This window comes from Kitasatospora sp. NPDC001119 (assembly GCF_053598475.1).
The window spans coordinates 16881-38960 of sequence record NZ_JBSFKI010000011.1 but is presented as its reverse complement, the minus strand read 5'-3'; the positions used below and the strand labels follow the sequence as shown (position 1 = coordinate 38960).

General features: G+C 72.9%; 21 protein-coding genes and 1 CRISPR repeat array. Of the genes, 9 read left to right on the top strand and 12 right to left on the bottom strand.

Annotated features, from left to right (window positions below; all coding sequences use genetic code 11):
• The first annotated feature begins 16 nt into the window (after positions 1-16).
• On the top strand, positions 17-1321 hold the full coding sequence (locus ACWDD9_RS15815) for an adenosylmethionine--8-amino-7-oxononanoate transaminase (RefSeq protein WP_449811833.1): 1305 nt from the start codon (positions 17-19) through the stop codon (positions 1319-1321).
• Positions 1318-2052, top strand: coding sequence for a dethiobiotin synthase (gene bioD, locus ACWDD9_RS15810; protein WP_049653017.1), 735 nt, complete (start codon positions 1318-1320; stop codon positions 2050-2052). Before ACWDD9_RS15815 ends, bioD begins: the two co-directional genes overlap by 4 nt.
• Before the next feature lie 80 nt (positions 2053-2132).
• On the opposite strand, the gene ACWDD9_RS15805 is transcribed toward bioD, so the two are convergent.
• Positions 2133-2846 (bottom strand): HAD family hydrolase, encoded by a 714-nt coding sequence (locus tag ACWDD9_RS15805; protein ID WP_049653026.1) that lies wholly within the window; start codon positions 2844-2846, stop codon positions 2133-2135.
• 205 nt (positions 2847-3051) lie between these two features.
• Here ACWDD9_RS15805 and ACWDD9_RS15800 point away from each other — a divergent pair, with 205 nt between their 5' ends.
• Positions 3052-3498 carry a hypothetical protein gene (locus ACWDD9_RS15800; RefSeq protein ID WP_449811832.1) on the top strand — a complete coding sequence of 149 codons (447 nt, stop codon included), beginning with the start codon at positions 3052-3054 and terminating at the stop codon, positions 3496-3498.
• A 222-nt stretch (positions 3499-3720) separates the two neighbouring features.
• On the opposite strand, the gene ACWDD9_RS15795 is transcribed toward ACWDD9_RS15800, so the two are convergent.
• The gene (locus ACWDD9_RS15795; RefSeq protein ID WP_049653014.1) at positions 3721-3948 is read right to left on the bottom strand and encodes a hypothetical protein; all 228 of its coding nucleotides are present in this window, start codon (positions 3946-3948) and stop codon (positions 3721-3723) included.
• Between the two features lie 8 nt (positions 3949-3956).
• A complete protein-coding gene (locus tag ACWDD9_RS15790) occupies positions 3957-4277 on the bottom strand; it encodes a hypothetical protein (protein WP_449811831.1) in 321 nt (106 codons plus the stop codon).
• Positions 4278-4390: 113 nt separating this feature from the next.
• Between ACWDD9_RS15790 and ACWDD9_RS15785 the strand changes: the two genes are divergently transcribed.
• Positions 4391-5431 carry a helix-turn-helix domain-containing protein gene (locus ACWDD9_RS15785; RefSeq protein ID WP_449811830.1) on the top strand — a complete coding sequence of 347 codons (1041 nt, stop codon included), beginning with the start codon at positions 4391-4393 and terminating at the stop codon, positions 5429-5431.
• Positions 5432-5476: 45 nt separating this feature from the next.
• Here the strand turns inward: ACWDD9_RS15785 and ACWDD9_RS15780 are convergent, their stop codons facing one another.
• From ACWDD9_RS15780 to ACWDD9_RS15770, 3 genes are all read right to left on the bottom strand, one after another.
• Complete coding sequence (locus ACWDD9_RS15780; RefSeq protein ID WP_143204603.1) at positions 5477-5875, bottom strand: hypothetical protein; 399 nt, start codon at positions 5873-5875, stop codon at positions 5477-5479.
• Positions 5876-6454: 579 nt separating this feature from the next.
• Entirely contained in the window at positions 6455-7093 is a 639-nt protein-coding gene (locus ACWDD9_RS15775) for a DUF6461 domain-containing protein (protein ID WP_449811829.1), read from the bottom strand.
• A gap of 132 nt (positions 7094-7225) precedes the next feature.
• A complete protein-coding gene (locus tag ACWDD9_RS15770) occupies positions 7226-7849 on the bottom strand; it encodes a helix-turn-helix domain-containing protein (protein WP_074003770.1) in 624 nt (207 codons plus the stop codon).
• 112 nt (positions 7850-7961) lie between these two features.
• Here ACWDD9_RS15770 and ACWDD9_RS15765 point away from each other — a divergent pair, with 112 nt between their 5' ends.
• Entirely contained in the window at positions 7962-9416 is a 1455-nt protein-coding gene (locus ACWDD9_RS15765) for an aminopeptidase P family protein (protein WP_380780205.1), read from the top strand.
• A gap of 69 nt (positions 9417-9485) precedes the next feature.
• Here ACWDD9_RS15765 and ACWDD9_RS15760 read toward each other — a convergent pair whose 3' ends face one another.
• From ACWDD9_RS15760 to paaK, 3 genes are all read right to left on the bottom strand, one after another.
• A complete protein-coding gene (locus ACWDD9_RS15760; RefSeq protein WP_449811828.1) occupies positions 9486-10892 on the bottom strand; it encodes a pyridoxal phosphate-dependent aminotransferase in 1407 nt (468 codons plus the stop codon).
• 243 nt (positions 10893-11135) lie between these two features.
• A complete protein-coding gene (locus tag ACWDD9_RS15755; RefSeq protein WP_107086481.1) occupies positions 11136-11855 on the bottom strand; it encodes a class I SAM-dependent methyltransferase in 720 nt (239 codons plus the stop codon).
• A gap of 83 nt (positions 11856-11938) precedes the next feature.
• Positions 11939-13288 carry a phenylacetate--CoA ligase PaaK gene (paaK, locus tag ACWDD9_RS15750; RefSeq protein ID WP_449811827.1) on the bottom strand — a complete coding sequence of 450 codons (1350 nt, stop codon included), beginning with the start codon at positions 13286-13288 and terminating at the stop codon, positions 11939-11941.
• A gap of 338 nt (positions 13289-13626) precedes the next feature.
• Here paaK and ACWDD9_RS15745 point away from each other — a divergent pair, with 338 nt between their 5' ends.
• From ACWDD9_RS15745 to ACWDD9_RS15735, 3 genes are all read left to right on the top strand, one after another.
• Positions 13627-15216: a hypothetical protein gene (locus ACWDD9_RS15745; protein ID WP_449811826.1), complete on the top strand. Its 1590-nt coding sequence runs from the start codon at positions 13627-13629 to the stop codon at positions 15214-15216.
• Positions 15217-15254: 38 nt separating this feature from the next.
• Positions 15255-15596: a hypothetical protein gene (locus ACWDD9_RS15740; RefSeq protein WP_449811825.1), complete on the top strand. Its 342-nt coding sequence runs from the start codon at positions 15255-15257 to the stop codon at positions 15594-15596.
• Positions 15597-15842: 246 nt separating this feature from the next.
• Positions 15843-17006 carry an ROK family protein gene (locus tag ACWDD9_RS15735; RefSeq protein ID WP_049649337.1) on the top strand — a complete coding sequence of 388 codons (1164 nt, stop codon included), beginning with the start codon at positions 15843-15845 and terminating at the stop codon, positions 17004-17006.
• Positions 17007-17033: 27 nt separating this feature from the next.
• Here ACWDD9_RS15735 and ACWDD9_RS15730 read toward each other — a convergent pair whose 3' ends face one another.
• Both ACWDD9_RS15730 and ACWDD9_RS15725 read right to left on the bottom strand, forming a co-directional pair.
• On the bottom strand, positions 17034-17459 hold the full coding sequence (locus ACWDD9_RS15730) for a hypothetical protein (RefSeq protein WP_449811824.1): 426 nt from the start codon (positions 17457-17459) through the stop codon (positions 17034-17036).
• Between the two features lie 192 nt (positions 17460-17651).
• On the bottom strand, positions 17652-18425 hold the full coding sequence (locus tag ACWDD9_RS15725; protein ID WP_049649342.1) for a GntR family transcriptional regulator: 774 nt from the start codon (positions 18423-18425) through the stop codon (positions 17652-17654).
• Positions 18426-18749: 324 nt separating this feature from the next.
• Between ACWDD9_RS15725 and ACWDD9_RS15720 the strand changes: the two genes are divergently transcribed.
• Positions 18750-19553 carry an exodeoxyribonuclease III gene (locus ACWDD9_RS15720; protein WP_449811823.1) on the top strand — a complete coding sequence of 268 codons (804 nt, stop codon included), beginning with the start codon at positions 18750-18752 and terminating at the stop codon, positions 19551-19553.
• A gap of 300 nt (positions 19554-19853) precedes the next feature.
• Positions 19854-21223: a CRISPR direct-repeat array (repeat unit 28 nt; unit sequence GTCGGCCCCGCGCTCGCGGGGGTTGCTC).
• Between the two features lie 255 nt (positions 21224-21478).
• On the opposite strand, the gene ACWDD9_RS15715 is transcribed toward ACWDD9_RS15720, so the two are convergent.
• Positions 21479-21727, bottom strand: a complete 249-nt coding sequence (locus ACWDD9_RS15715; RefSeq protein ID WP_449811822.1) for a hypothetical protein — start codon at positions 21725-21727, stop codon at positions 21479-21481.
• Positions 21728-22080: the final 353 nt, after the last annotated feature.

Below are 22080 nucleotides of genomic sequence, written 5' to 3'. Positions count from 1 at the left end.
GGAGAACCGCACCACCATGCCCCAGCCGTCCACCGACACGCTGCTCGCCCTCGACCGCGCCCACGTCTGGCACCCGTACGGGCCGATGCCCGGGACCGTCACCCCGTACGTGGTCGAGTCCGCCTCCGGGGTGCGGCTGCGCCTGGCCGAACCGGTCGCGGGCGGGCGGCGCGAGCTGGTCGACGGGATGTCGTCCTGGTGGGCGGCGATCCACGGCTACCGGCACCCGGTGCTGGACGAGGCCGTGCGCGACCAGCTGGGGCGGATGAGCCACGTGATGTTCGGCGGGCTCACCCATGAGCCCGCCGTCCGGCTGGCGGCCACGCTGGTGGAGATCACCCCGGAGCCGCTGCGGCACGTCTTCCTCGCCGACTCGGGCTCGGTGGCCGTCGAGGTCGCGATGAAGATGTGCCTCCAGTACTGGCAGTCCATCGGCCGTCCGGCCAAGCGCCGGCTGCTCACCTGGCGCGGCGGCTACCACGGGGACACCTTCCACCCGATGTCGGTGTGCGACCCGGACGGCGGGATGCACCACCTGTGGGGCGGGGTGCTGCCCGGCCAGCTGTTCGCCCCCGAGCCGCCGGCCGGGTTCGACGCCCCGCTCGACCCCGCGTACGCGGCGCGGTTCGAGGAGCTGATGGCCCGGCACGCCGACGAGCTGGCCGCCGTCATCGTCGAACCGGTGGTCCAGGGCGCCGGCGGGATGCGCTTCCACTCGCCGGCCTACCTGCGGATGCTGCGCGACCTGTGCGACCGGTACGGGGTGCTGCTGGTCTTCGACGAGATCGCCACCGGCTTCGGGCGCAGCGGCGCGCTGTTCGCCGCCGACCACGCGGGCGTCTCGCCGGACGTGATGTGCCTGGGCAAGGCGCTGACCGGCGGCTACCTGACGCTGGCCGCCACGCTGTGCACGAGCGAGGTCGCCGACGGGATCAGCCGCGGCGAGGTGCCGGTGCTCGCCCACGGGCCGACGTTCATGGGCAACCCGCTGGCCTGCGCCGTCGCCAACGCCTCGCTGGAGCTGCTGCTCGGGCAGGACTGGTCGGTGGAGGTCAAGCGCATCGAGTCCGGACTGGCCGAGGGCCTCGCGGCCGCGGCCGGACTGCCCGGCGTACGGGACGTACGGGTCCAGGGCGCCATCGGCGTCGTGCAGTTGGACCACCCCGTGAACGTCCCGGCGGCGACCGAGGCGGCGGCGCGCGAAGGCGTGTGGCTGCGGCCCTTCCGGGACCTGATCTACACCATGCCCCCCTATGTGACGGAGGACGAGGACGTGGCACGCATCGCCGCCGCCGTGACCGCCGCGGCGGTGTCCGGATGAACGCGCGCATCCTGTTCGTGACGGGGACCAACACCGACGTCGGCAAGACCGTCGCCACCGCGGCCGTCGCCTCGGCGGCGCTGCGGGCCGGGCGGAAGGTCGCGGTGCTCAAGCCGGGGCAGACCGGCGTCTCGCCGGAGGAGCCCGGGGACGCGGCCGAAGTCCGACGCCTGGCAGGCGAACTGACGATCCGTGAACTGGTGCGCTACCCCGAGCCGCTGGCACCCGACACCGCCGCCCGACGGGCCGGGATGCCGTACCTCTCCCCCGCCGAGGTGGTGACCGAGGTCGCCGAACTCGCCGCCACCCACGACCTGGTACTGGTGGAGGGCGCGGGCGGACTGCTGGTCCGCTACGACGACGAGGGCCGCACGCTCGCCGACCAGGCCCGGGCGGTACTCGACGCCGGGCTCCCGGCCGAGGTGCTGCTGATCGCCTCCGCCGGTCTCGGCACGCTCAACATCGTCTCCCTGACGGCGGAGGCCCTGGCGGCCCGCGAACTCCCCCTCGCGGGCGTGCTCGTCGGCTCCTGGCCCGCCGAACCCGGCCTCGCCGAGCGCTGCAACCTCGCCGACCTCCCCCGCTCCGCCGGCGCCCCCCTCCTCGGCGCCCTCCCGGAACGGGCGGGCCACGCCGAGGACTTCGCCGCCCTCGCCGTCACCGCACTCGCCCCCGCACTCGGCGGCACCTGGAATGCCGAGCAGTTCGCGCACGCCCACCGGCCCGACTAGGCCGGGCCTCGTCGAGGGCGCGAAGCCGATCCCGGAACCTCCCACCGTACGGCTGTCGACCCAGTGCGCCACCTGCCCGATCACAAACCCGTCAGTTCCGTCAACGAGGCGATCACCCGGATACCTGCGCCCACGGCACCGGGCCCTCGGGAAACCGAGCGGTCCAGCCAGATGGCCCGCAACCCTGCGTCCCGCGCTCCGACCGCGTCCTTCTCGTAGTCGTCACCCACGTAGGCCACCTCGGCGGGCGCCAATCCCAGGGCCTGGCAGCCCGCCAGGAAGATGCTCGCCGCCGGCTTGGCGGCACCGTGCTCCTGGGAGCAGACCAACGGCTCCGTGAAGTAGCCGAGCAGCCCGATCGCTTCCAGCTTCGCGCGCTGGTGCGCGGTCACCGAGTTCGATACGACGCCGAGTCGGAATCGACCCGCCAACGCGCCCAGCGTCGGTTGAGCATCGTCGAACGCCCGCCGGACCGCGTCCCTCCGTACCGCGTAGCTCGCGAACCACGCCGTAGCCGCCTCGTCCGTCACCTCGAGTGCGCCGACCACCCCGGCCTGGGCGAGGAATCGCCGTATTCGTGCGGCCTTCTGGGCGGCGAACGTCAACTCGCCGCTCAGGAAGCGCGGGTACTCCTCCTCCCTGACTTCCCGCCACACACGCAGCGCCTCCGCCGGCGACTCGAACCGGTCGGAGAGCTCTTCGGCCACCAGGTGTTCGTGAAGACCGAACTCCTCGGCCTTCTCGTAGTCGTACAGGGTTCCATCGACATCGAACAGCACTCCACGGATCGTCATGTCGATCATTCTGGCGGAACGGCCGTGCCTCGCCGAGGACTTCGCCGCTCTCGCGTACGCCTCGCCGGCCCCGGGTTGGGCGGCGGCTGGGATGCGGAGCACTTCGAGGGCGCGTACCGGCCCGAATGGGGCCCGCTTCGCTCGAAGGGGTGATCCCGGCTTCCGCCACTGTCGGAAGCCGGGATGGCTCAATACCGTTCCTTCCATGACAGACGGGCTCACCGCAGACGAGGCCCTGCGGGCCTTGGCCGCCCTGGAGGCGGCGTTCAAGGACGACGACGAGGCACTGACCGCCCTGGCGGCGAGCGGGCCCGGTGAACGGCCGCTCCCGGCGCTGGTCGCCGCGTACGGCGAGCACGCCATGGACACCCTGATGGCGCTCGCGTTCGGGCTGCGCGCCACCATGAGCGACGAGGAGATCGCGGAGATCTCCGACGCCGTCAGTTCCAACATCGGTGCCCGGATGAGCGCCCTGCTCACCCAGACCCTCAAGGCCTGGGGCACCCTGGCGCCGGCGGAGGGCCTCCCCGTCATCAAGATCATCGCCCACACGGTGATCGACGCGATGCGGGCCGTCACCGAGGACCCGAGCAAGACCGAAGTCCTGCCCCTGCTCGCCACGTTCCGCAGCTACGCCCTCAACGGCACCTGAGGGACGGGGAATTCGGCGCGGGCTTCGAGACGACTCGAAGCCCGCGCTGCTATGCACGTACTCTCATCCAGCCCGCCACGAGCATGAACGCGCCCGTCGAGGCGGCGAGGAAGACGAGGACGAACACCAAGGCGCTCGCCACCGGAGGCACGCGCTCGGGAATCAGCAGGAGGACCGATGCCGCGAACACGAGGCTTCCGGCGGTGATGACGCCGGCTCCGGCTACGGCCGCATACCTCTGCGGAGAACGACGACCAGCCGCTCGATGACGTCCGGCCGGGCGGCCCCGAGGTCGATCAGGATGACGCCGGTGGCCTTGGCCGAGCGCCAGTCGATGCCGAGGGACGGGAGTTTCACGTCGGCGGCGTTCAGGACGGCCTGGAGGTCGTCGAGGACGTCGGCCGCGGCGCGACGGTCCTCCGCCGTGATCTTGTCGATCATGCTGCTCATGGGGCATCTCACTGTTCGGTGTCGGTGAGCCAGCGCGCTTCGGTGTCCCACTCGACGCCGCCGCCGAGCGGCCGGAGGTAGGCGCGGCCGTGCTGCCACCCCATGAAGGCGGCCCAGCGGCCCGAGCGGACGTCGAAGACCCGCTCGCCGACGGTCGAGGGCCGGTAGGGGGTGGTCGGCGGCGCCACCCGTCGCACGGGCGGCGCCGCCGGGGTCATGGCGGAGGCGTTCATCCGCGCCTCGGGGATGGCGTCGCCGCACTGCGCGCATCGGCACGGCGGGAAGTTCCGCCGCAGGACGAGGCTTTCGCCGCATTGACTGTTCGTCATATCCACCGATTAGTTCCTCTCTGTTGCTATCCCCTCACCAAGAGTGGCCAATCACGGCTAGCATCGGAAGAGCTTCACTTTGACAGCGAGCACTGTGGAATCGGGTAATCACCATGCCCCATCGGGAAGTAGACCCCACCTCGTCGCCGGACGCGGCCATCGGCGTTCAGCTCCGGCGCTTCCGCAAGGCCAGGGGGCTCACGCAGGTCCAGCTCGGGCGGCGGACCAACTACAGCGATTCACTCATCTCCATGATCGAGAACGGCGACCGCCCCGCGCCGCTGCCCCTCGTTCGGCGGTGCGACAAGGAACTCGACACCTGCCAGGCGCTTGAACTCCTGTACTGGACGGCCAAGAGCAGCGCCTTGATCGGCGGGTTCCTCGCCTACATCGAGCACGAGCGCAAGGCCACCGCCCTCAAGATCTACGAGATGAACGTCATCCCCGGGTTGCTCCAGACGCGGGCCTACGCCTCCGCGCTCATCTACGCCGCGGCCCGGCGGGGCGACATCCCCGAGGAGAAGGCCATCGAGCGCCTGAATGTCCGGATGGCGCGGCAGGCCCTGCTGTACCGGGACCCCGCCCCCTCCGTCCACATCATCATGGAGGAGAGCTGCCTGCGGCCCGTCGGCGGCCCCTTCGTCATGGCCGAGCAGCTCCGTCGATTGGAGAGCGTCGCCGGCCTTCCCCACGTCATGCTGCAGATCGCGCCGTCCAGCCTGGGCGAGAACCTCCCCTCGAGCAAGCCGTTCACGCTCCTGACCTCCCCGGACGGGGACTGGATGGCCTACCTCGAAACCATCCAACGGGGCTACGTCGAGCGGGACGACGAGGACAAGATCCGTTCCCTGTCAAGGGTTTACGATTGGCTCCAGGCCCAAGCCCTCTCATGTGCGGACTCGCTGGCGCTCATCCGCACCCGCCTCAAGGAGATCCAAGCCATGTTCCCCATCGCGACGGTCAAGCCCGCCTCCTGGTTGAAGTCCTCGTACAGCGACGGCGGCGGCCAGTGCGTCGAGGTCGCCCCCGGCCTCCCGGGCGTCCTCCCCGTCCGCGACAGCAAGGACCCCGACGGCCCGCAGCTCGCCTTCGGTACGGACGCCTGGCAGTCCTTCATCGCGGGCGTCAAGTCCGGCGAGTTCGGGAGCGTCTGACTCCCTCGCCGCCCTGCCGCTTCGGCAGGGCGGCGGCACCACTGCTCAGCGGGCCCCGGCGACGAGGAAGCGGCCGGAGCGCCAGTGCAACCGGGCCGGGCCGCCGGTGGGCCAGTCGTGGTTCAGGTGGCGGCGGTCGCGGCCGAGGGCGCCGAGGGCGTGGGGGCGCAGGGTGCCGCTCCTCAGGCCGGTGGCCTCCTCGGCCGTCACCGGCATGATCGTCACGTACTGGGCGTCGTCCCCGCCCATCCAGTCGACGACCTCGGTGAAGATCCACACGAACCGCTGCGAACACCCCAGGCAGCGCCGCAGGTTGACGGCGAAGCGCGAGCCGTCCACCACTTCCGCCTCGTGCTCGAAGCCCTCCCGCTGCCGCCCCCACACCGCCCGTTCGTCCTCGCCGTAGCACTTCGCGCAACCGAACTCCGCCATCGGCCTACCCATCGGTCGACTCCCTGTTCCGCGACGTCCCGTGTCGCGGCCCATGATGCCCGCAGGGCCCCACCGACCGGCCGCACCGTCACCCGACCGGGGAACAATTCACGGGCCGTTCCCGCGCAGTTCGCGCCCCAGGGCGGACATCCGCACGGCGGGTTGACGCACCCGGGGCCCGGCCCGAGCCGGTTCGCCCCGGCTCGGGCTTCGGGCCGCACACCTCGGAGTCCAGGCCGACCGCCCTCGCGCCCGAACGGGTCTTCACGGCGAAGGGTGGCACGGACATGTCCCAGATTTCTGGGATTCTCCTCGCCCATCGACCTCGCACAGAATCGGCGTCAGGCACCCAGGTGAGCGCGGGAGCCCGCCAGTCACCCATCGGAGAGGGGAGTTGATCAGCGATGTCACGCTCCTTCAAGCGCGCCGATGACAAGGCCCGGCGGACCCGCTCCCGGTCGCTGACGCTCGGCTGACGAACGGCCCTGACCCCGCACCCCACCCCGCCCGGCGCGCCGCCTCCACGGCCGCCGGGGGGATCAGGGTCAGGGCAGGGGGCGCGCCGGCCGGAGCCTCGGCCGGCCGCCCCCGTCAGTCGGTCTCCAGCAGGAGGGCCGGGAGCTCGGCCTCCCGCACCAGATCACGCGGCAGGGTGAGGCCGAAGTGCCGGCCGAGCACCTCCAGGCAGGTGCGGTGGAGGTCGTCGCCCGCGCGGTCGTGGTCGGGCAGGCCGACGGCGGCCAGCTCGGCCGTCAGGGCGGCGGCGGTGGCCGGCTCACCCTGGACGTCGCCGGGGCCCCAGGAGGGGTCCAGGTGGAGGTTGAGGGAGCAGACCTCCCGCCCGTCCCGGTGGGCGCTGAAGAACGGCGGCACCGGCTTGCCGTTCTCCTCCTCGAACTCCAGGTGGTAGACCTCGGCGCCGCCGCGCGAGACCTCCGGCCGGACGCTCAGCTCCCCCTGCCAGTAGCCGTACGCCACCGCGAAGACGAGGTCGCCGCTGCGCCCGTGGTGCAGCGCGATGTCCTCGATGCCGCCGGCGAACTCCAGCTCGTACTCCTCCACCAGGTCCTCGGCGGTGAGCTCGTCGAGCGGCCGCGCCGTGCGCTCCGGGAGCCCTTCGGCGAGCCGGGCCGCCAGTTCCTCCGGCTCCAGGCCGCGGGCGAGCACGACGCTGTAACCTCCGTAGGCGATCGATTCGGGTTCGGCGAGCCAGGTGAGTGCGTCCGTCATGATGATCATCCTGCCGCACCCATCCGCTCGTTCGGTATTCCGAACGATCCGACCGTCCATCGAACCGCCCGCCGAGCCGGCCACCGAACCGCCCGCCAGGCCGTCCGATACCGGAGCCCCAGCGCCGGAGCGTCAGTGCCAGAGCCCCCACGCGGCCGGCCGGACCGGCGAGGCCTCGGCGAGGTGGCCGTGCTGCTCGGCCCGGTACTGCAGCACCAGCACCGAGCGGACCGGCTCGCCGTCCAACGCGGTGTAGGCGTGCGGGAGCGCGGCGTCGAAGCCGATGTAGTCGCCCGGTCCCAACTCGATCTCGCGGCCGTCGACCCGGACCCCCAGCCGGCCGGCCTGGACGACGGTGTGCTCGGTGCCGGTGTGCCCGCCGGACTCCTGCGCGGCGCCGGTGCGCACCACCTGGTCGTAGAGCTCGAACACGGTGTCCCCGGACTCGATCCGGCGCAGCGGCCGCAGGTCGACGCCCCGCCCGCTGAGCACCTCGGCCTCGGCCGCCCGCACCACCGTCACCTCGCCGGCCGGCCGGGCCTCGACCAGGTCGGAGATCGGCACGCCGAGCACCCGGGACAGCCCGAGCACCGTCTCCAGGGTGGGGTTGCCGGCCCCGGACTCCAGCTGGGAGAGCGTCGCCTTGCCCACCCCGGCCCGCCGGGACAGCTCGGACAGCGACAGTCCGCGCTGGGCCCGCACCCGCTTCAGGTTGGCGGCGAGGACGCCCCGGACGGATTCCTCGGCGTCGTTCACGCTGGGCCTCTTCTCTTGCGGCAGTGTTCGATATACCGTACGGGACGCACACCGACGGACGGGGCAGCGTAGCGAAACACCCCGCTGCCCTCACCCTCACCAGGAGACCGCAGTGACCGAGCCCGCCGAGACCACCGAGCCCGCCGAGACCATCAAGTACCGGAAGAACGGCCTGACCCGCGGGGTCACGGACGAGCTCGCGGAGAGCATGAAGCAGGGCTGGGCCGACACCGAGCGCACCGCCCTGGAGCCCGTCCCGCAGGCCGCGCACACCGCCCGCCGCCGCGCCGCGCTGTCCGCCGCCTTTCCCGGCGAGCTGCTGGTCGTCCCGGCCGGCAACCCCAAGGTTCGGGCCAACGACACCGACTACCCGTTCCGCCCCTCCTCCGACTACGCCTACCTGACCGGCGACCAGTCCGAGGACGGCGTCCTGGTGCTCGCCCCGACCGGGGAGAGCGGCCACGAGGCCGTGCTCTACCTGCGCGACCGCTCCCGCACCGACAACGGCGAGTTCTGGCTGGACGGCCACGGCGAGCTGTGGGACGGCCGCCGCAACAGCCTGACCGAGAGCGAGCGGCTGTTCGGCCTGCCCTGCCGGGACGTGCGCACCGCCCGCGCGGACCTGCGCGCCGCCACCGGCCCGGCCCGCGTGCTGCGCCGCCACGACGCGGGCGTCGAGGAGGCCCTCGCGGACCGGATCACGGCCGAGCGGGACGAGGAGTTCGAGGTCTTCCTGTCCGGGCTGCGCCTGGTCAAGGACGCGTTCGAGATCGAGGAGCTGCGCTTCGCCTGCGCCGCCACCGCCCGCGGCTTCGAGGACGTGGTCCGCGTCCTCGGCACCGACTCCGAGACCGCCGAGCGGCTGATCGAGGGCACCTTCTTCGTCCGCGCCCGGGTCGAGGGCAACAGCGTGGGCTACAGCACCATCGCCGCGGCCGGCCCGCACGCCACCACCCTGCACTGGGTGCGCAACAACGGCCACGCCCGCCCCGGCGACCTCCTGCTGCTCGACGCCGGCGTGGAGACCAACCACCTCTACACCGCCGACGTCACCCGCACCCTCCCGGTCAGCGGCCGCTTCACCGAGCTCCAGCGCAAGGTCTACGACGCCGTGTACGCGGCCCAGGAGGCCGGCATCGCGGCCGTCCGGCCGGGCGGGCGGTTCCGCGACTTCCACCACGCCGCCCAGCGCGAGCTCGCCGAACACCTCACCGCCTGGGGCCTGTTCGGCGACCTGAGCGCCGACAAGGTGTACGAGCTGGGCCTGCACCGCCGCTTCACCCTGGCGGGCACCGGCCACATGCTGGGCATCGACGTCCACGACTGCGCCCACTCCCGCACCGAGGAGCACGTCGACGGCCCGCTGGAGCCGGGCATGGTGCTCACCGTCGAGCCGGGCATCTACTTCCAGGAGAACGACCTGACGGTGCCGGAGGAGTACCGGGGCATCGGGGTGCGGATCGAGGACGACATCCTGGTCACCGAGGACGGCAACGAGAACCTCTCCGCCGACCTCCCGCGCCGCTCCGACGAGGTCGAGGCCTGGCTGGCCCGGCTGCGCGGCTGAGCAGCGGAAGAGCGGCACCGGGGCGCACCCGGTGCCGCTCGCGCCGTACGACTACCTGAGCCGCTCCGGCTACTTCAGCTGCTGCAGCGCCACGCCCACCCGCCGCACGGCGGCCTCGACGTCGTCGGGCATCCGGCTGGTGAAACAGAGCCGGAAGAAGCCCGGCTCCGCGTTGTGCATGGTCCCGCCGGGCAGCAGGGAGACCTCGGTGGGCTTGGCGGCGAGGTAGCGGAACAGCCACTCCTCGTTCGGGTCGAGCCCGTCCGGCCCGATGGCCGGCAGCCCGTTCACGTGCTCGCCGGGCGCGCGCTTGCCGAGGTACCTGGTGAGGTCGAGCCAGAAGAACATCGCGGCGTTGTCGCCGTCCTGGTGGACGTACTCGATCCCGGCGGCGTCCAGGGCGTCCTTGGTCCTGCGGAAGCTCGCGCTCAGCAGCGTGCGGTACTCGCGCATCGCGTACACCGGGTAGGGCTCCCCGTCGACGGTGGCCTTGAACAGCTCCCCGATGACGTAGGTCTTCAGCGAGTCGAACGGGGTGAACCAGGGCAGCGCGCGGGTCTGTTCGGCCGGGTCGTCACTGCCGAGCATGGCGCGGTGCACGGCCTCGTTCTTGGAGATGACGAACCCCGTGCGGAAGCCGGACAGCCCGAAGTCCTTGGCGAAGCCCCAGACCACGTGGACCCGGTCGGCGTGCTCCTGGTACGCATCCAGGGCCACCGCGCTGGTGAACGGCGTCGTCCCGGTGTCGAGTTGGGAGTGGCAGTAGATCTCGTCGGAGATGATGTGGAGGTCGGTGTGCGCGAGCGCCCAGCCGTAGATCTCGTCGAGCAGTTCCTTCGGGTAGTTGACGCCCAGCGGGTTGTGCGGATTGGTGAGGACGAGCAGCCGCGGGTTGTGCCCGGCCTCCTTCCGCGCCTCGTAGGCGTTCACGATCAGGTTCAGGGTGAGCCGGTAGCGGTCCTCCCCGTGGGTGGGCAGGTGCACCGGGACGCACTTCAGCTTGGGCCGTTCCTGGAACGACCAGTTGAAGCCCTGCCAGTACGGCGCCGGGATCAGCACCTCGTCCCCCGGCTTGAGCGGCACGCCGCCCGTCCCCTGCCGCCGCATGAGCCCGTAGGCGATGCACTCCAGCGCGGAGGAGACCCCGGCGCAGCCGAAGACGTCCTCCATCACGACCGTGCGGCCGAACGCCCGGGTGAGCAGGTCCGCCGCCTGCTGACGCAGCCACGGGATGCCGACCGGGGCCATGTACTTGATGTTCAGCTCGGGGATCAGCCGGATCTTCTCGAAGACGTCCCGCTGCATCGAGTCGTGGTAGAGCAGGACGTTCTCCGCGACGGACAGGTCGACGGCGGTGTCCGGCGCCAGGTGCTGGTGGTAGAAGGCGAGGGCCTGCTCGAAGTCGGGCAGGCCGGCGTGCAGGTCGGCGATCGCCTGGGGCGAGGCGATCCTGAGTCCGTTCTCGGTGATGGTCATGGTGGGTCCCCTGTCGGGTGGGCGGGTCCGGCAGCGCGCCAGCAAGGGTGCCGGAAGGGTGCCGAACGGCGCCGGACACGGCCGGACGATGCCGTTCGCACACGCATCGGCCCCAGCCGACCACGCCCCGGACCCGGCCGCCAGCGCTCGGCGGCCGTCCGGACGGCGGGCGCGCTCCGGCCCGCCGTCCGGACCGGGAACCCGTTTCAGCCCGTCGTCCGTGATGCCGGTGCCCTCGGGCGGTCAGCCCAGTCGCCACACCGTCGTGGTCTTGACCGCGGTGTCCTCCAGGTCCGCGACCACCGGCACCTGGTACGCCGCCACCGCGGTGAACCGGTCCCGGGGCAGGTAGGCCCGGCCCGGGTCGCCGACGACGACGGTCGCGCCGCGCGCCACGGCCCGCTCCAGGAAGGGCAGGAAGCGGGCGGCCATGGCCCGTTCGTAGAAGACGTCGCCCGCCAGCACCACCTCGGCGGGCCCGCCGTCGCCGTCCACCAGGTCCACCAGGGCGCCGTCCACCCGGACCCCGTTGGCCTCGGCGTTCAGCCCGATCGCGGCCACCGCGTAGGCGTCGATCTCGGCGGCGCGCACCTCCGTCGCCCCGCGCAGCGCGGCGGCCACCCCGACCAGCCCGGAGCCGGCCGCGACGTCCAACACCGTACGGCCGTCGACCAGTTCGGGGTGGTCCAGCACGTAGCGGGCGACCGCCACCCCGCCCGCCCAGGCGAAGGCCCAGAACGGCGGCGGCAGCCCGGCCCGCCCACGCGCCCGCTCGGTGGTCTCCCACAGGGCGATGGCGTCCTCGGCCATGTGGAGGCTGATCTCGGGCACGAAGGGGACGGGCTTCAGCTCGGTCTCCCGCCGGATGAAGGCGAGGTCCTCGGCGGTCCGAGGATCGGATTGGGGATCGGGCTGAAGGGCGGGCGGGAGAGCGGATCGGAGAGTGCGCAGCTCACTCGGCATGTCCGCAGCATAGGGCCCGCGCGGGGGTGCTCCCCGCCACCCGCCCGGCGGGACGCCCCCGCCCGTGTGCCCGACCGCCGGATTCACCCCCTCTCGCTCAACCCCCGCTCGTCCACCACCCGCTTGATCTTCCCGACCGAGCGCTCCAGCGTGTACGGGTCCACCACCTCGGCCGCGACGGTGATCCCGACCCCGTCCTTCACCGCCCGGACGATCTCCGCCCGCGCCGCCTCCCGCTGCTCCGCGGAGGCCTCCGGCCGGGCCTCCACCCGGACGGTCATGGTGTCCAGCCGCCCCTGCCGACCGAGCCGCAGCTGGAAGTGCGGCGCGACGCCCGGGGTGCGCAGCAGGATCTCCTCGATCTGGGTCGGGAAGACGTTCACCCCGCGCAGGATGATCATGTCGTCGCTGCGCCCGGTGACCTTCTCCATCCGCCGGAACGCCGGCCGCGCGGTGCCGGGCAGCAGCCGGCTGAGGTCGCGGGTGCGGTAGCGGATGATCGGCAGCGCCTCCTTGGTCAGCGAGGTGAAGACCAGTTCGCCGCCCTCCCCCTCGGGCAGCACCTCGTCGGTGAACGGGTCGACGACCTCCGGGTAGAAGTGGTCCTCCCAGATGTGCAGCCCGTCCTTGGTCTCCACGCACTCCTGGGCGATGCCGGGGCCGACCACCTCGGAGAGGCCGTAGATGTCGACGGCGTGCAGGTCGAGCCGCTCCTCGATCTCGCGCCGCATCTCCTCCGTCCACGGCTCGGCCCCGAAGATGCCGATCCGCAGCGAGGTGCTCCGCGGGTCGACGCCCTGCCGCTCGAACTCGTCGAGCAGGGTCAGCAGGTAGGACGGGGTGATCATGATGATCTCGGGCTCGAAGTCCAGGATCAGCCGCACCTGGCGGGCCGTCATGCCGCCGGAGGCCGGGATGACGGTGCAGCCGGCCCGCTCGGCGCCGTAGTGCGCGCCCAGGCCGCCGGTGAACAGGCCGTAGCCGTACGCGATGTGCGCCTTGTGGCCGGGCCGGCCGCCGGCCGCGCGGATCGAGCGGGCGACCACGTCGGCCCACATGGAGAGGTCGTTGTCGGTGTAGCCGACCACGGTCGGCAGTCCGGTGGTGCCGCTGGAGGCGTGGATCCGGCGGACCCGCTCCATCGGGACGGCGAACATGCCGAAGGGGTAGCCCTCGCGCAGGTCGGCCTTGGTGGTGAAGGGGAAGCGGGCGAGGTCGTCCAGGGTGCGGCAGTCCTCGGGGCGGACGCCGGCCGCGTCGAACTTGCGGCGGTAGAGCTCGACGTTGTCGTACGCGTGCCGCAGGGTGGCCCGCAGCCGGGTGAGCTGGTGGGCGCGCAGCTGGTCCGGACCCATCCGCTCGCCGGCGTCCAGGAGCTCGGGCGGTAGCGGCTCCCCGAGGTGTCGGCGCGGGACGGGTGCGGTGCCGGTCATCGTCGCTCCTTCGCTGCTCTGCCGATTTCGCGCTGCTCTGCCGATTTCGCTGCTCTGCCGAGGTTCGCCCGCATCGAGGACGCCCAGGCCGAGATCGCCGACCGATCGTTCGGTCAGCCCCCCTGCGCTCCATTGATCCAGTACCCGAACCACCTGTCAAGGGATCGCGCGGACCTTCCGGAATGTGAAGTTCCAACCGCTTCGCGGCGACTTCGTGTCGAGAGCTTGGCTAGCCGATATGAAAATCATTACAGAAGTTTGACTTGCTTCCGCCCTTCACCGCCCCGCCCCCATGGTTCAGTAGTGCGGTTTCTGTCCCGCACCCCGGAGTGATCACCGTGCCCACGACTCCCGCCCTGGTCAGCGCGCTGCGCGAACTCGGCGACCGACCCGCCGTCGTCGCCGACGGGCGCGCGATCAGCGGCATCGGCCTGCTGCTCGGCGTCTCCCCGCCCGGCGGACTCCCCCAGGCCCTCGCCCGCCGCATAGCCGAGCACGCCGCCCTGCCGCCCTCCGCCGCCCGGGCCGCCGAACAGCGGCTGCGCTACTGGGCCGGTGTCCTCGGCGCACCCCCGATCCGGCACACCGTGCTGCACCCCGTCACCGACCTCGCCGTCGACCTCGCCCTCGCCACCCTGCTGGCCGGCGGCACCGTCCACTGCGGCGACCCCGACCAGCGGCCCGAGCAGCAGCTCGAAGCCGTCGCCACCGCCCGGGCCACCCACCTCAGCCTGCCCTCCGCCCTGCTCTGGCGGCTCAGCGGACAGCCCGGGCTCGCCGCCCACGACCTCGCCGCGCTGCGCCTGGTCCTGCACGTCGGCCCCGAGCCCCGGCAGGAGGACGTGTACGCCGCCGTCGACGCGCTCGGCGCCGTCCTCGCCCACGTCCGCGCCCCGGACAGCAACGCCGAGGCCGCCGACCGCCGACTGCGCGCCGACGCCGCCAACGCCTCGGCCGCCGCCTGGAAGTACGGCATCGGCGTCACCGCCGAGCAGGTCCACGACTTCGGCGCCCAGCTCGACCGGGCCGTACTCGCCGCCCTCCTGCACACCCTCCAGCAGAACGGCGTGCTCACCGACCCCGCCCGCGGCTACCCCGAGGCCGAGGTCCTCGCCGCCGCCATGGTCACCCCCGCCCAACGCCCCCGGGTCGTCCGCTGGCTGGACGCACTCGCCCGGCACGGCCTGCTCACCCGGCACGACGGCGGAGCCCAGGGCCCGGTCTTCCACGGCCGGCCCGGGCCGGACGCCGCCGAGGTCCGGGAGGCCTGGCGCCCCGCCGCCGAGACCTGGGCCGACGGGCTCGGCCCGGCCGCCGCCCTGGACCGGGTCCGGCGCGCCGCCCTGCGGCTGCCCCGGCTGATCACCGGCCAGGAGGCCCCCCGGCCGGACGCCTCCCCCGTCCGCTGGGCCGCCTCCCGCGGCTTCCTCGGCGCCGCCCTCGGCGCGCTGGTGCGCGGCACCGCCGAGGCCCACCAGGGCCCCGGGCCGCTGCGCGTCCTCGAACTGGACGCGGAGGGCGGCGAGCCCGCCGTCGCCCGCGCCCTCGCCACCCGGCCCCGGCCGCACACCGAGCACCACTCGGCCCCCGACGGCGGGCGCTACGACGTCGTCATCGCGAGCGCGGGCGGGGCGGCGGTGGCGGGCGCGGTGGCGGGCGCGGGCGGGCCGGCGGTGGAACCGGTGCGGGACGTCCCGGCGCTGGTCCGGCTGCTCGCCCCCGGCGGCCGGCTCCTGCTGCTCACCCCCACCACCGAACAGCTCGACCTGCTGATCACCGGCGACGCCCACGGCCTCACCGCCCGCCCGGCCGAGCAGTGGCGGGCGGCGCTCACCGCCGCGGGCTGCCCGACGGTGCTGACCCTGCCGGAGGACGGACACCCGATGGGGCTGCTGGGGCAGCGGCTGTTCGCGGCCCGGGTGGACTGACGGGCGGGCGGGGGTGTGGCTGGCTACGCTCAAAAGTCATGACCACTTCCGCGCGTCCGGCCCGGCCCGCCCGCGGGTCCGTCGGCTCCATCGGTTCCCTCCGCTCGATCGTGTCCTTCCGGTCGATCGACTCGATCGGGTCGGTGCTGTCGACCGGCTCGATCGGGTCGGTGTTATCCATCGGCTCGATCGGGTCGGTGTTGTCCATCGGCTCGATCGGCTCCGTCCTCTCCCTCGGCTCGATCGGCTCGGCCTGCTCGACCCTCGGCGTCCTGTCGGCCGGCTCCCGGCGCGGCCTCGGCCCGCTGCTGTCGGAACGTTCCCTCCGGTCGGTGCTGTCCCGGCGGCTCCCCTACCGGCCCGCCGTGGCCGGGCGGTGAAGTCCGGATCACGCACCGCCACCCGATCCGTACCATTTCGATACCGAAGCCTGGATGAGCTGCGGAGATCCTCGCCGCCCGGGCCCGTCCCCGGGTAGGCTCCGCTTGTCCTCCGGCCCTCGCGCAGGCGGCCCCCTGCCGCCCTGCCGCGTTCTCCGGGGGCGCACCCCCGCGGGCCATTCGGTGGGCACCGCGCACTCGACACCGCGCGCCAGGGCAGTCGCGCGAACGGCGAAGGGCATCGCATTGGCGGATCGGCTCACCGGAGGAGACTCCTCGCTGCTGCGGCGGATCAACGCGGCGGTCACGCTTCGGGCGCTGCGGAACGGCCACTCCGTGACCCTCACTCAGCTCGTCGGCGAGACCGGGCTCTCCCGCCCGACGGTCGAGGGCGTGATCGAGGGCCTGGTCGAGACCGGACTGGTCGCCGAGGTCGAGCAGCCGAGGGAGGACGGCCAGCCGGGCACCGGCCGCCGCGGCCGCCCCGCCCGCTGGTTCCGATTCCGCGCCGAGGCCGGGCACATCCTCGGCATCGAGATCGGCGTGCACGACATCCGGGTCATCCTCGCCGACCTCACCGGCGAGGTGGTGGGCAGTCACTTCAAGCCGGTGGACGAGACCCTCGACGCCGAGGACCGGCTCGCCGCCGTCCGCACCGCCGTCGCCGAGGTGCTGCGCAAGGCCGGCATCTCCCGCGACAACCTGTGGGCGGTCGGCATCGGCACCCCCGGCATCGTCGACCGCGAGGGCACCGTCCAACTGGGCACCGCGATGCCCGGCTGGACCGGTCTCGACCTCGGCGCCAAGCTGCGGCGCTCGTTCCGCTGCCCGGTCCTGATCGAGAACGACGCCAACCTGGCCGCCATCGCCGAGCACTGGCAGGGATCGGCGGTCGGCGCCGACGACGTCGTCTTCGTGATGGCCGGCCTCAGCCCGGGCGCCGGCTCCCTCATCGGCGGCCGGCTGCACCGCGGCTTCGGCGGCGCGGCCGGCGAGATCGGCGCCCTGCACCTGCTCGGCCAGGAGGTCACCCCCGAGCGCCTGCTGTCCACCACCGGAAAGCCCCTCAACCCGCTGGACGAGGCCGCCGTGGCCCGCGTACTGCGGCTGGCCCGGGAGGGCGACGAGGTCGCCAAGGTCGCCATGGACCGCTTCCTCACCCGCCTCGTCCAGGGCGTCGCCGCACTCGTCCTGGCCATCGACCCCCAGCTGGTGGTCATCGGCGGCTGGGCGGCCGGCCTCGACGGCGTCCTGGACCCGCTGCGCGAACGCCTGGCCCAGTTCACCCTGCGCGCCCCCGAGGTCGCCCTGGCGGCCCTCGGCTCGGAGGTCGTGGCGATGGGCGCCCTGCGCGTCGCCCTCGACCACGTCGAGGAGCAGCTCTTCGCCGTCGACCCGCCCCGGGCCTGACGCCGCGCTCAAGGAGCGGGGGTCACCTCAGAGCGCGAAGTCCGGTTCGGTCAGGTCGAGGGTGAGCCTGCTGCCCCAGTCGTTGACGAAGTGCGCCAACGGCCAGTCGACGGACGCCCCGACGAACGGGTTGCCGGTCGACGTGGTCAGGAGCCACCGCAGTCCGCGGACCGGTCCGAGCCAACCGATGAAGCCAAGGTGCCCGAGGCCGCTGTCACCGTGGACCACGTAGCCCAGCCCGTCCGGCAGTTCGACCTCGTCGATGACCTCGACGCTGCCCGCGTCCCACGGCGGATCGGCCACCAGGGCCGCCACGTCCACCGGCCCGCCCAGCTCCAGCCGGAGGTGCTCCGGCCCGTCGATCTCCGCCTCCCGGGCCGTGCCGTCCGCCCGGAACAGGCAGTCGAAGGCCAGCACCTCCGACCTCGCCCACGATGCGAGGAGCGCGTTCACCGGTCGCCCCCCGTCCTCATCCGTTGCGCGGCTGTGCCACTGCCACGCGGACGCTACCAGGCGACCCGGCCCGGTTTACGGCAGCGCCCCAACGGCAAAGGCCCGGACGCCAGTTGGCGCCCGGGCCTCGACCTGAGGGTTTCCGGAAAATGGTTCAGGGGTTCAGGGGTTCAGGGATTCACGGGTGGTGCGTCAGGAGGCGGTACGGACCTCGGCCGTCGCACCGACCGGGGTGACCTCCACGAGTCCGGCCTCGCCGAAGGTCAGCTTGCAGGTGTCCGCCCGATAGGTGGCCACCGCCAGCGCCACCAGCCGGCCGGCCGAGGCGTACTGGGTGGTCATGACCAGGACGGGCGCGCCCGGCGGGCGCTCCAGCAGGGCGGCCTGCTCGGCCTCGGCGACACCCAGCTCGACCGAGCGGGACTCGCCGTCCACCTCCAGGCGCTCCAGCTGGCGCAGCACCGAACGGGCGCGGTCGCTCTCGGCGCGGAAGCCCGGCAGGTGCGGCAGCGCGGCGGCCGGGACGTGCAGCGACTCGCTGGCCACCGCGCGGCCCTCCACCAGGCGGACCCGGCGCACGGTGTGCACGGTGGCGCCCTCAACGATGCCGAGGCCCTTCGCCAGCTGCGCGGAGGCGGGGGCGGTGGTGCAGTCGACCGTCCGCCAGGCCTGGTTGCGCGCGGTGCCGGGCCAGCCCTCCTCCTGCCGGTTGACCGGGACGCCGACCCGCGGGGCGGCGATCAGGGTGCCGATCCCCCGGCGGCGCACCAGGCGGCCCTCCAGCTCCAGCTGGTCGAGCGCCTGACGCAGCGTGGCCCGGGCGACGCCGAAGCGGGCCGAGAGCTCGCGCTCGTTGGGCAGCACCTGACCGGTGGAGAACTCCGAGTCGATGGCCCGCAGCAGCACCGTGCGCAGGTGCCAGTACTTCGGCTCCGGCACCGCCGAAAGCTGTCCTGTCGTCCCCACCGCGTCCTCCACCCGTGAGTTTGTCCGCCCTGCGACAAGGAGGGCGGATCCCGAGCCCACTGTCCGCAGTCGCGGCAGGTGGGAGAGCGGGCCTTTATCCGTCCTTCTTTATTAAAGGTCCTTGCAGTAAGTGACCCTAGGTGCTCCGTCCGGAGATGGTCAAGACCAATGGCGGGGCTCGATGGGACTGCCGCACATCTTCATGCCGCGTTCACGACAGCTCCTGTCAGCCGCTGTCACCACCGTCGACACTCTCCGGCGGGACCCGGCCGACCCCGCGCGTCACGGTTCGGGCCGGGAACGCCCAGTCGGTAGGCTGCTCGGGTGATCGTGGTGACGAGTGTGAACGTGAACGGAATCCGGGCGGCGGCCAGGAAGGGCTTCGTCGAATGGCTGGCCGGCACCGAGGCGGACGTGGTCTGCCTCCAGGAGGTGCGCTCCGAACCCGAGCAGCTACCCGTCGAACTGCGCGACCTGGACGGCTGGCACGCCGTCTGGGCCCCCGCCGCCACCAAGGGCCGGGCCGGCGTCGCCGTCCTCTCCCGCGCGGAGCCGCAGCGCACGGCGATCGGATTCGGCTCGGACGAATTCGACAATTCGGGCAGGTACGTCGAGATCGACCTGCCCGGCCTGACCATCGCCAGCCTCTACCTCCCCTCCGGCGAAGTCGGCACCGAGCGCCAGGAGGAGAAGGAACGCTTCATGGCGGAATTCCTCGTCCACCTCACCGCCCTGCGCGCCCGCGCCGCCGCCGACGGCCGCGAGGTCGTCGTCTGCGGCGACTGGAACATCGCCCACCGCCCCGAGGACCTCAAGAACTGGAAGGCCAACCAGAAGTCCGCCGGCTTCCTCCCCGAAGAACGCGCCTGGCTCTCCAGCGTCTACGACGAGGCCGGCTACGTCGACGTCGTCCGCGCCCTCCACCCCGACCGCACCGGCCCCTACTCCTGGTGGTCCTACCGCGGCCGCGCCTTCGACAACGACTCCGGCTGGCGCATCGACCTCCAGGTCACCACCCCCACGCTGGCAGCCCGCGCCACCGACGCCCGCGTCGAACGCGCCGACACCCACGCCGAGCGGTGGTCCGACCACGCCCCGGTCACCGTGGCCTACGACGTGGACAACTAACCGGCTTGTCACACCACTTGGACAGCCCAGAGGTGCCCCGGCGCGCGGTTGTACCGCACACCGGGGCACCTCCTCACCCCGCCGTCCCCAAGCGTCTTCGACCCGGGAACCTCCACCGTGCCCCTGGTCAGCGTCAGCCCGCCTGCGAAGTCCCGCTCGCCACTTGCCATCCAGTCCACCATCACCACAAAGCCAGCCGGCTCCACCACCAACAACCCATGAGCTCTACTATGGATAGCCAACCGAATCGAACTGAATCAAATAGCGCTCGCTGAAGCGAATCACCGCAGGTCAGCAAGCGTCGGCCCCGCGCTCGCGGGGGTTGCTCCCATCCCCAACCGGCCCGGCCCGCCCCACCGACGTCGGCCCCGCGCTCGCGGGGGTTGCTCCCAGCCCAGCCATCGACCCCGCCACCACCCCAAGTCGGCCCCGCGCTCGCGGGGGTTGCTCCACCCTGACGGCCTGGCTCCGCGACTCCGGCGCGTCGGCCCCGCGCTCGCGGGGGTTGCTCCAGGTCGCGGTCGGTGACGAACTCGACCTTCTCGTCGGCCCCGCGCTCGCGGGGGTTGCTCCAGCGCGGCGGCGACACCGCCGGCCGCCGCGATGTCGGCCCCGCGCTCGCGGGGGTTGCTCCGCTACCTGCTCTCGCTCACCTTCACCCCCTTGGTCGGCCCCGCGCTCGCGGGGGTTGCTCTGGCCCGACGGCTACCGCAACGACTCGCCGTACGTCGGCCCCGCGCTCGCGGGGGTTGCTCCCCGGTCCGCAGCCGCTCGACGTCGTCGGGGCTGTCGGCCCCGCGCTCGCGGGGGTTACTCCTCCAAGCGGCCCGCGTGCTCGACGCCGCGGATGTCGGCCCCGCGCTCGCGGGGGTTGCTCCCCAGTCCGAGACGAACTGGCGCTTCAGCCTCCGTCGGCCCCGCGCTCGCGGGGGTTGCTCCCGCTGGCTCCCCATTCCGAAGGCGGACGAGTGGTCGGCCCCGCGCTCGCGGGGGTTGCTCCCAGTGCACCTGATCCACGACCCGCGCGGCCCGGTCGGCCCCGCGCTCGCGGGGGTTACTCCCGGAGCGTCGGCGCGCCCGGTGGGATGCTGATGTCGGCCCCGCGCTCGCGGGGGTTGCTCGCCATCGCCACCGTGGTCTCGGCGCGCTCCGGGGTCGGACCCGCGCTCGCGGGGGTTGCTCCCTGGCCACGTTCGCCATGTTTCGCTCGGCCGTGTCGGCCCCGCGCTCGCGGGGGTTGCTCCGCGGACGGCGGGCCGCAGGTGCCCACGACCGGGTCGGCCCCGCGCTCGCGGGGGTTGCTCCTGCTCGATGTGCACCAGCGGGCCGGGGCCGGAGTCGGCCCCGCGCTCGCGGGGGTTGCTCTGCGGGCGCCGTCCGCCCGGACGTCGGCGGGCAGTCGGCCCCGCGCTCGCGGGGGTTGCTCCCGGACGGCGAGGACGACACCGTGCTGCGCGTCGTCGGCCCCGCGCTCGCGGGGGTTGCTCCTGAGGGATCGTGATCATGTCGGCTTTGATGGTGTCGGCCCCGCGCTCGCGGGGGTTACTCCTGGTCGGTGGACCCGGCAGACTTCTCCAGATCGTCGGCCCCGCACTCGCGGGGGTTGCTCGACGCCGCCCCCGCCGAACCCGCCGCCGTCCGAGTCGGCCCCGCGCTCGCGCGGGTTGCTCCTAGAGGACGAAGACGCCGTTGTCGTGGCCGCCGTCGGCCCCACGCTCGCCGACCACGAGCGGCGCCTGGTCGAGCCCGGGCTGTGGCCGACGAAGTGCGGTAGGCCGATCGCAACGGGTGCAGCGTCGTCGGGATCGCCTCGGGGCTGCTGGCCGCGCTGGCGGCTATCCTCGCTGTGCTCCGCCTCTGAACTACCCTGCCCCCGCCCGCCGTCGGCCGGGCGGGGACGCGTTCGTCGTGTGGTCGGTCGGCAGCTACCCGAACGGCAGTACCGCGGTGCTGCGGGCGGTCAGGGTACGCGAGTAGTCGGCTGCCGAGGCTGTCAGGGAGCGGTAGTTGATCACCGGGTCACCTGCGGCGACCAGGGCGGTGGCGCACCCCAGGCACCACGGCCGAGGGGGGTCCACGTCCAGGTCCTCGATGACTGCATCCGCTGTGCAGCACTCGGCGCAGATCGGCATGCTGCCGCCCTCCTGCTCGCTCAGGCTCAGGTCGAGCCGCACTGGGTGCAGCCCACCGGCCGTCCATGGTCTGGTAAATGGCGCCCGACCCGCACACCGGGCTGGTCGCCGTGCGGCAGGTTACCGGGCTGCAGGGTGCCCTGGTCCGGGTTCTGCTTCTCGGGGCGGTCGGGCAGGGCTGCACTCATGACGCACTCTGTGGGCACCCCGGATGGAGGTGTCCCGTACGCGGCACGGATCGCCCCGGGGCGGCTGCCGACACCAGAGCGCCGAGCCCGGTACGGCAGGGACTGCGCGCGCATGTGACACCACCTCGGCGACCACCGCCGCACGGTCGCAGCCTTGACGTTCACCGAACAGGTCGCCCCGGAGGAGGTCCGCTGGCCGGCCCTGCG

Excerpts from the sequence above, each read along its gene's own strand:
- ACWDD9_RS15815 (WP_449811833.1), top strand. The coding sequence starts at position 17 with ATGCCCCAGCCGTCCACCGACACGCTGCTCGCCCTCGACCGCGCCCAC.
- bioD (WP_049653017.1), top strand. The coding sequence starts at position 1,318 with ATGAACGCGCGCATCCTGTTCGTGACGGGGACCAACACCGACGTCGGC.
- ACWDD9_RS15805 (WP_049653026.1), bottom strand. The coding sequence starts at position 2,846 with ATGACGATCCGTGGAGTGCTGTTCGATGTCGATGGAACCCTGTACGAC.
- ACWDD9_RS15800 (WP_449811832.1), top strand. The coding sequence starts at position 3,052 with ATGACAGACGGGCTCACCGCAGACGAGGCCCTGCGGGCCTTGGCCGCC.
- ACWDD9_RS15795 (WP_049653014.1), bottom strand. The coding sequence starts at position 3,948 with ATGAGCAGCATGATCGACAAGATCACGGCGGAGGACCGTCGCGCCGCG.
- ACWDD9_RS15790 (WP_449811831.1), bottom strand. The coding sequence starts at position 4,277 with ATGACGAACAGTCAATGCGGCGAAAGCCTCGTCCTGCGGCGGAACTTC.
- ACWDD9_RS15785 (WP_449811830.1), top strand. The coding sequence starts at position 4,391 with ATGCCCCATCGGGAAGTAGACCCCACCTCGTCGCCGGACGCGGCCATC.
- ACWDD9_RS15780 (WP_143204603.1), bottom strand. The coding sequence starts at position 5,875 with ATGGGTAGGCCGATGGCGGAGTTCGGTTGCGCGAAGTGCTACGGCGAG.
- ACWDD9_RS15775 (WP_449811829.1), bottom strand. The coding sequence starts at position 7,093 with ATGACGGACGCACTCACCTGGCTCGCCGAACCCGAATCGATCGCCTAC.
- ACWDD9_RS15760 (WP_449811828.1), bottom strand. The coding sequence starts at position 10,892 with ATGACCATCACCGAGAACGGACTCAGGATCGCCTCGCCCCAGGCGATC.
- ACWDD9_RS15755 (WP_107086481.1), bottom strand. The coding sequence starts at position 11,855 with ATGCCGAGTGAGCTGCGCACTCTCCGATCCGCTCTCCCGCCCGCCCTT.
- paaK (WP_449811827.1), bottom strand. The coding sequence starts at position 13,288 with ATGACCGGCACCGCACCCGTCCCGCGCCGACACCTCGGGGAGCCGCTA.
- ACWDD9_RS15740 (WP_449811825.1), top strand. The coding sequence starts at position 15,255 with ATGACCACTTCCGCGCGTCCGGCCCGGCCCGCCCGCGGGTCCGTCGGC.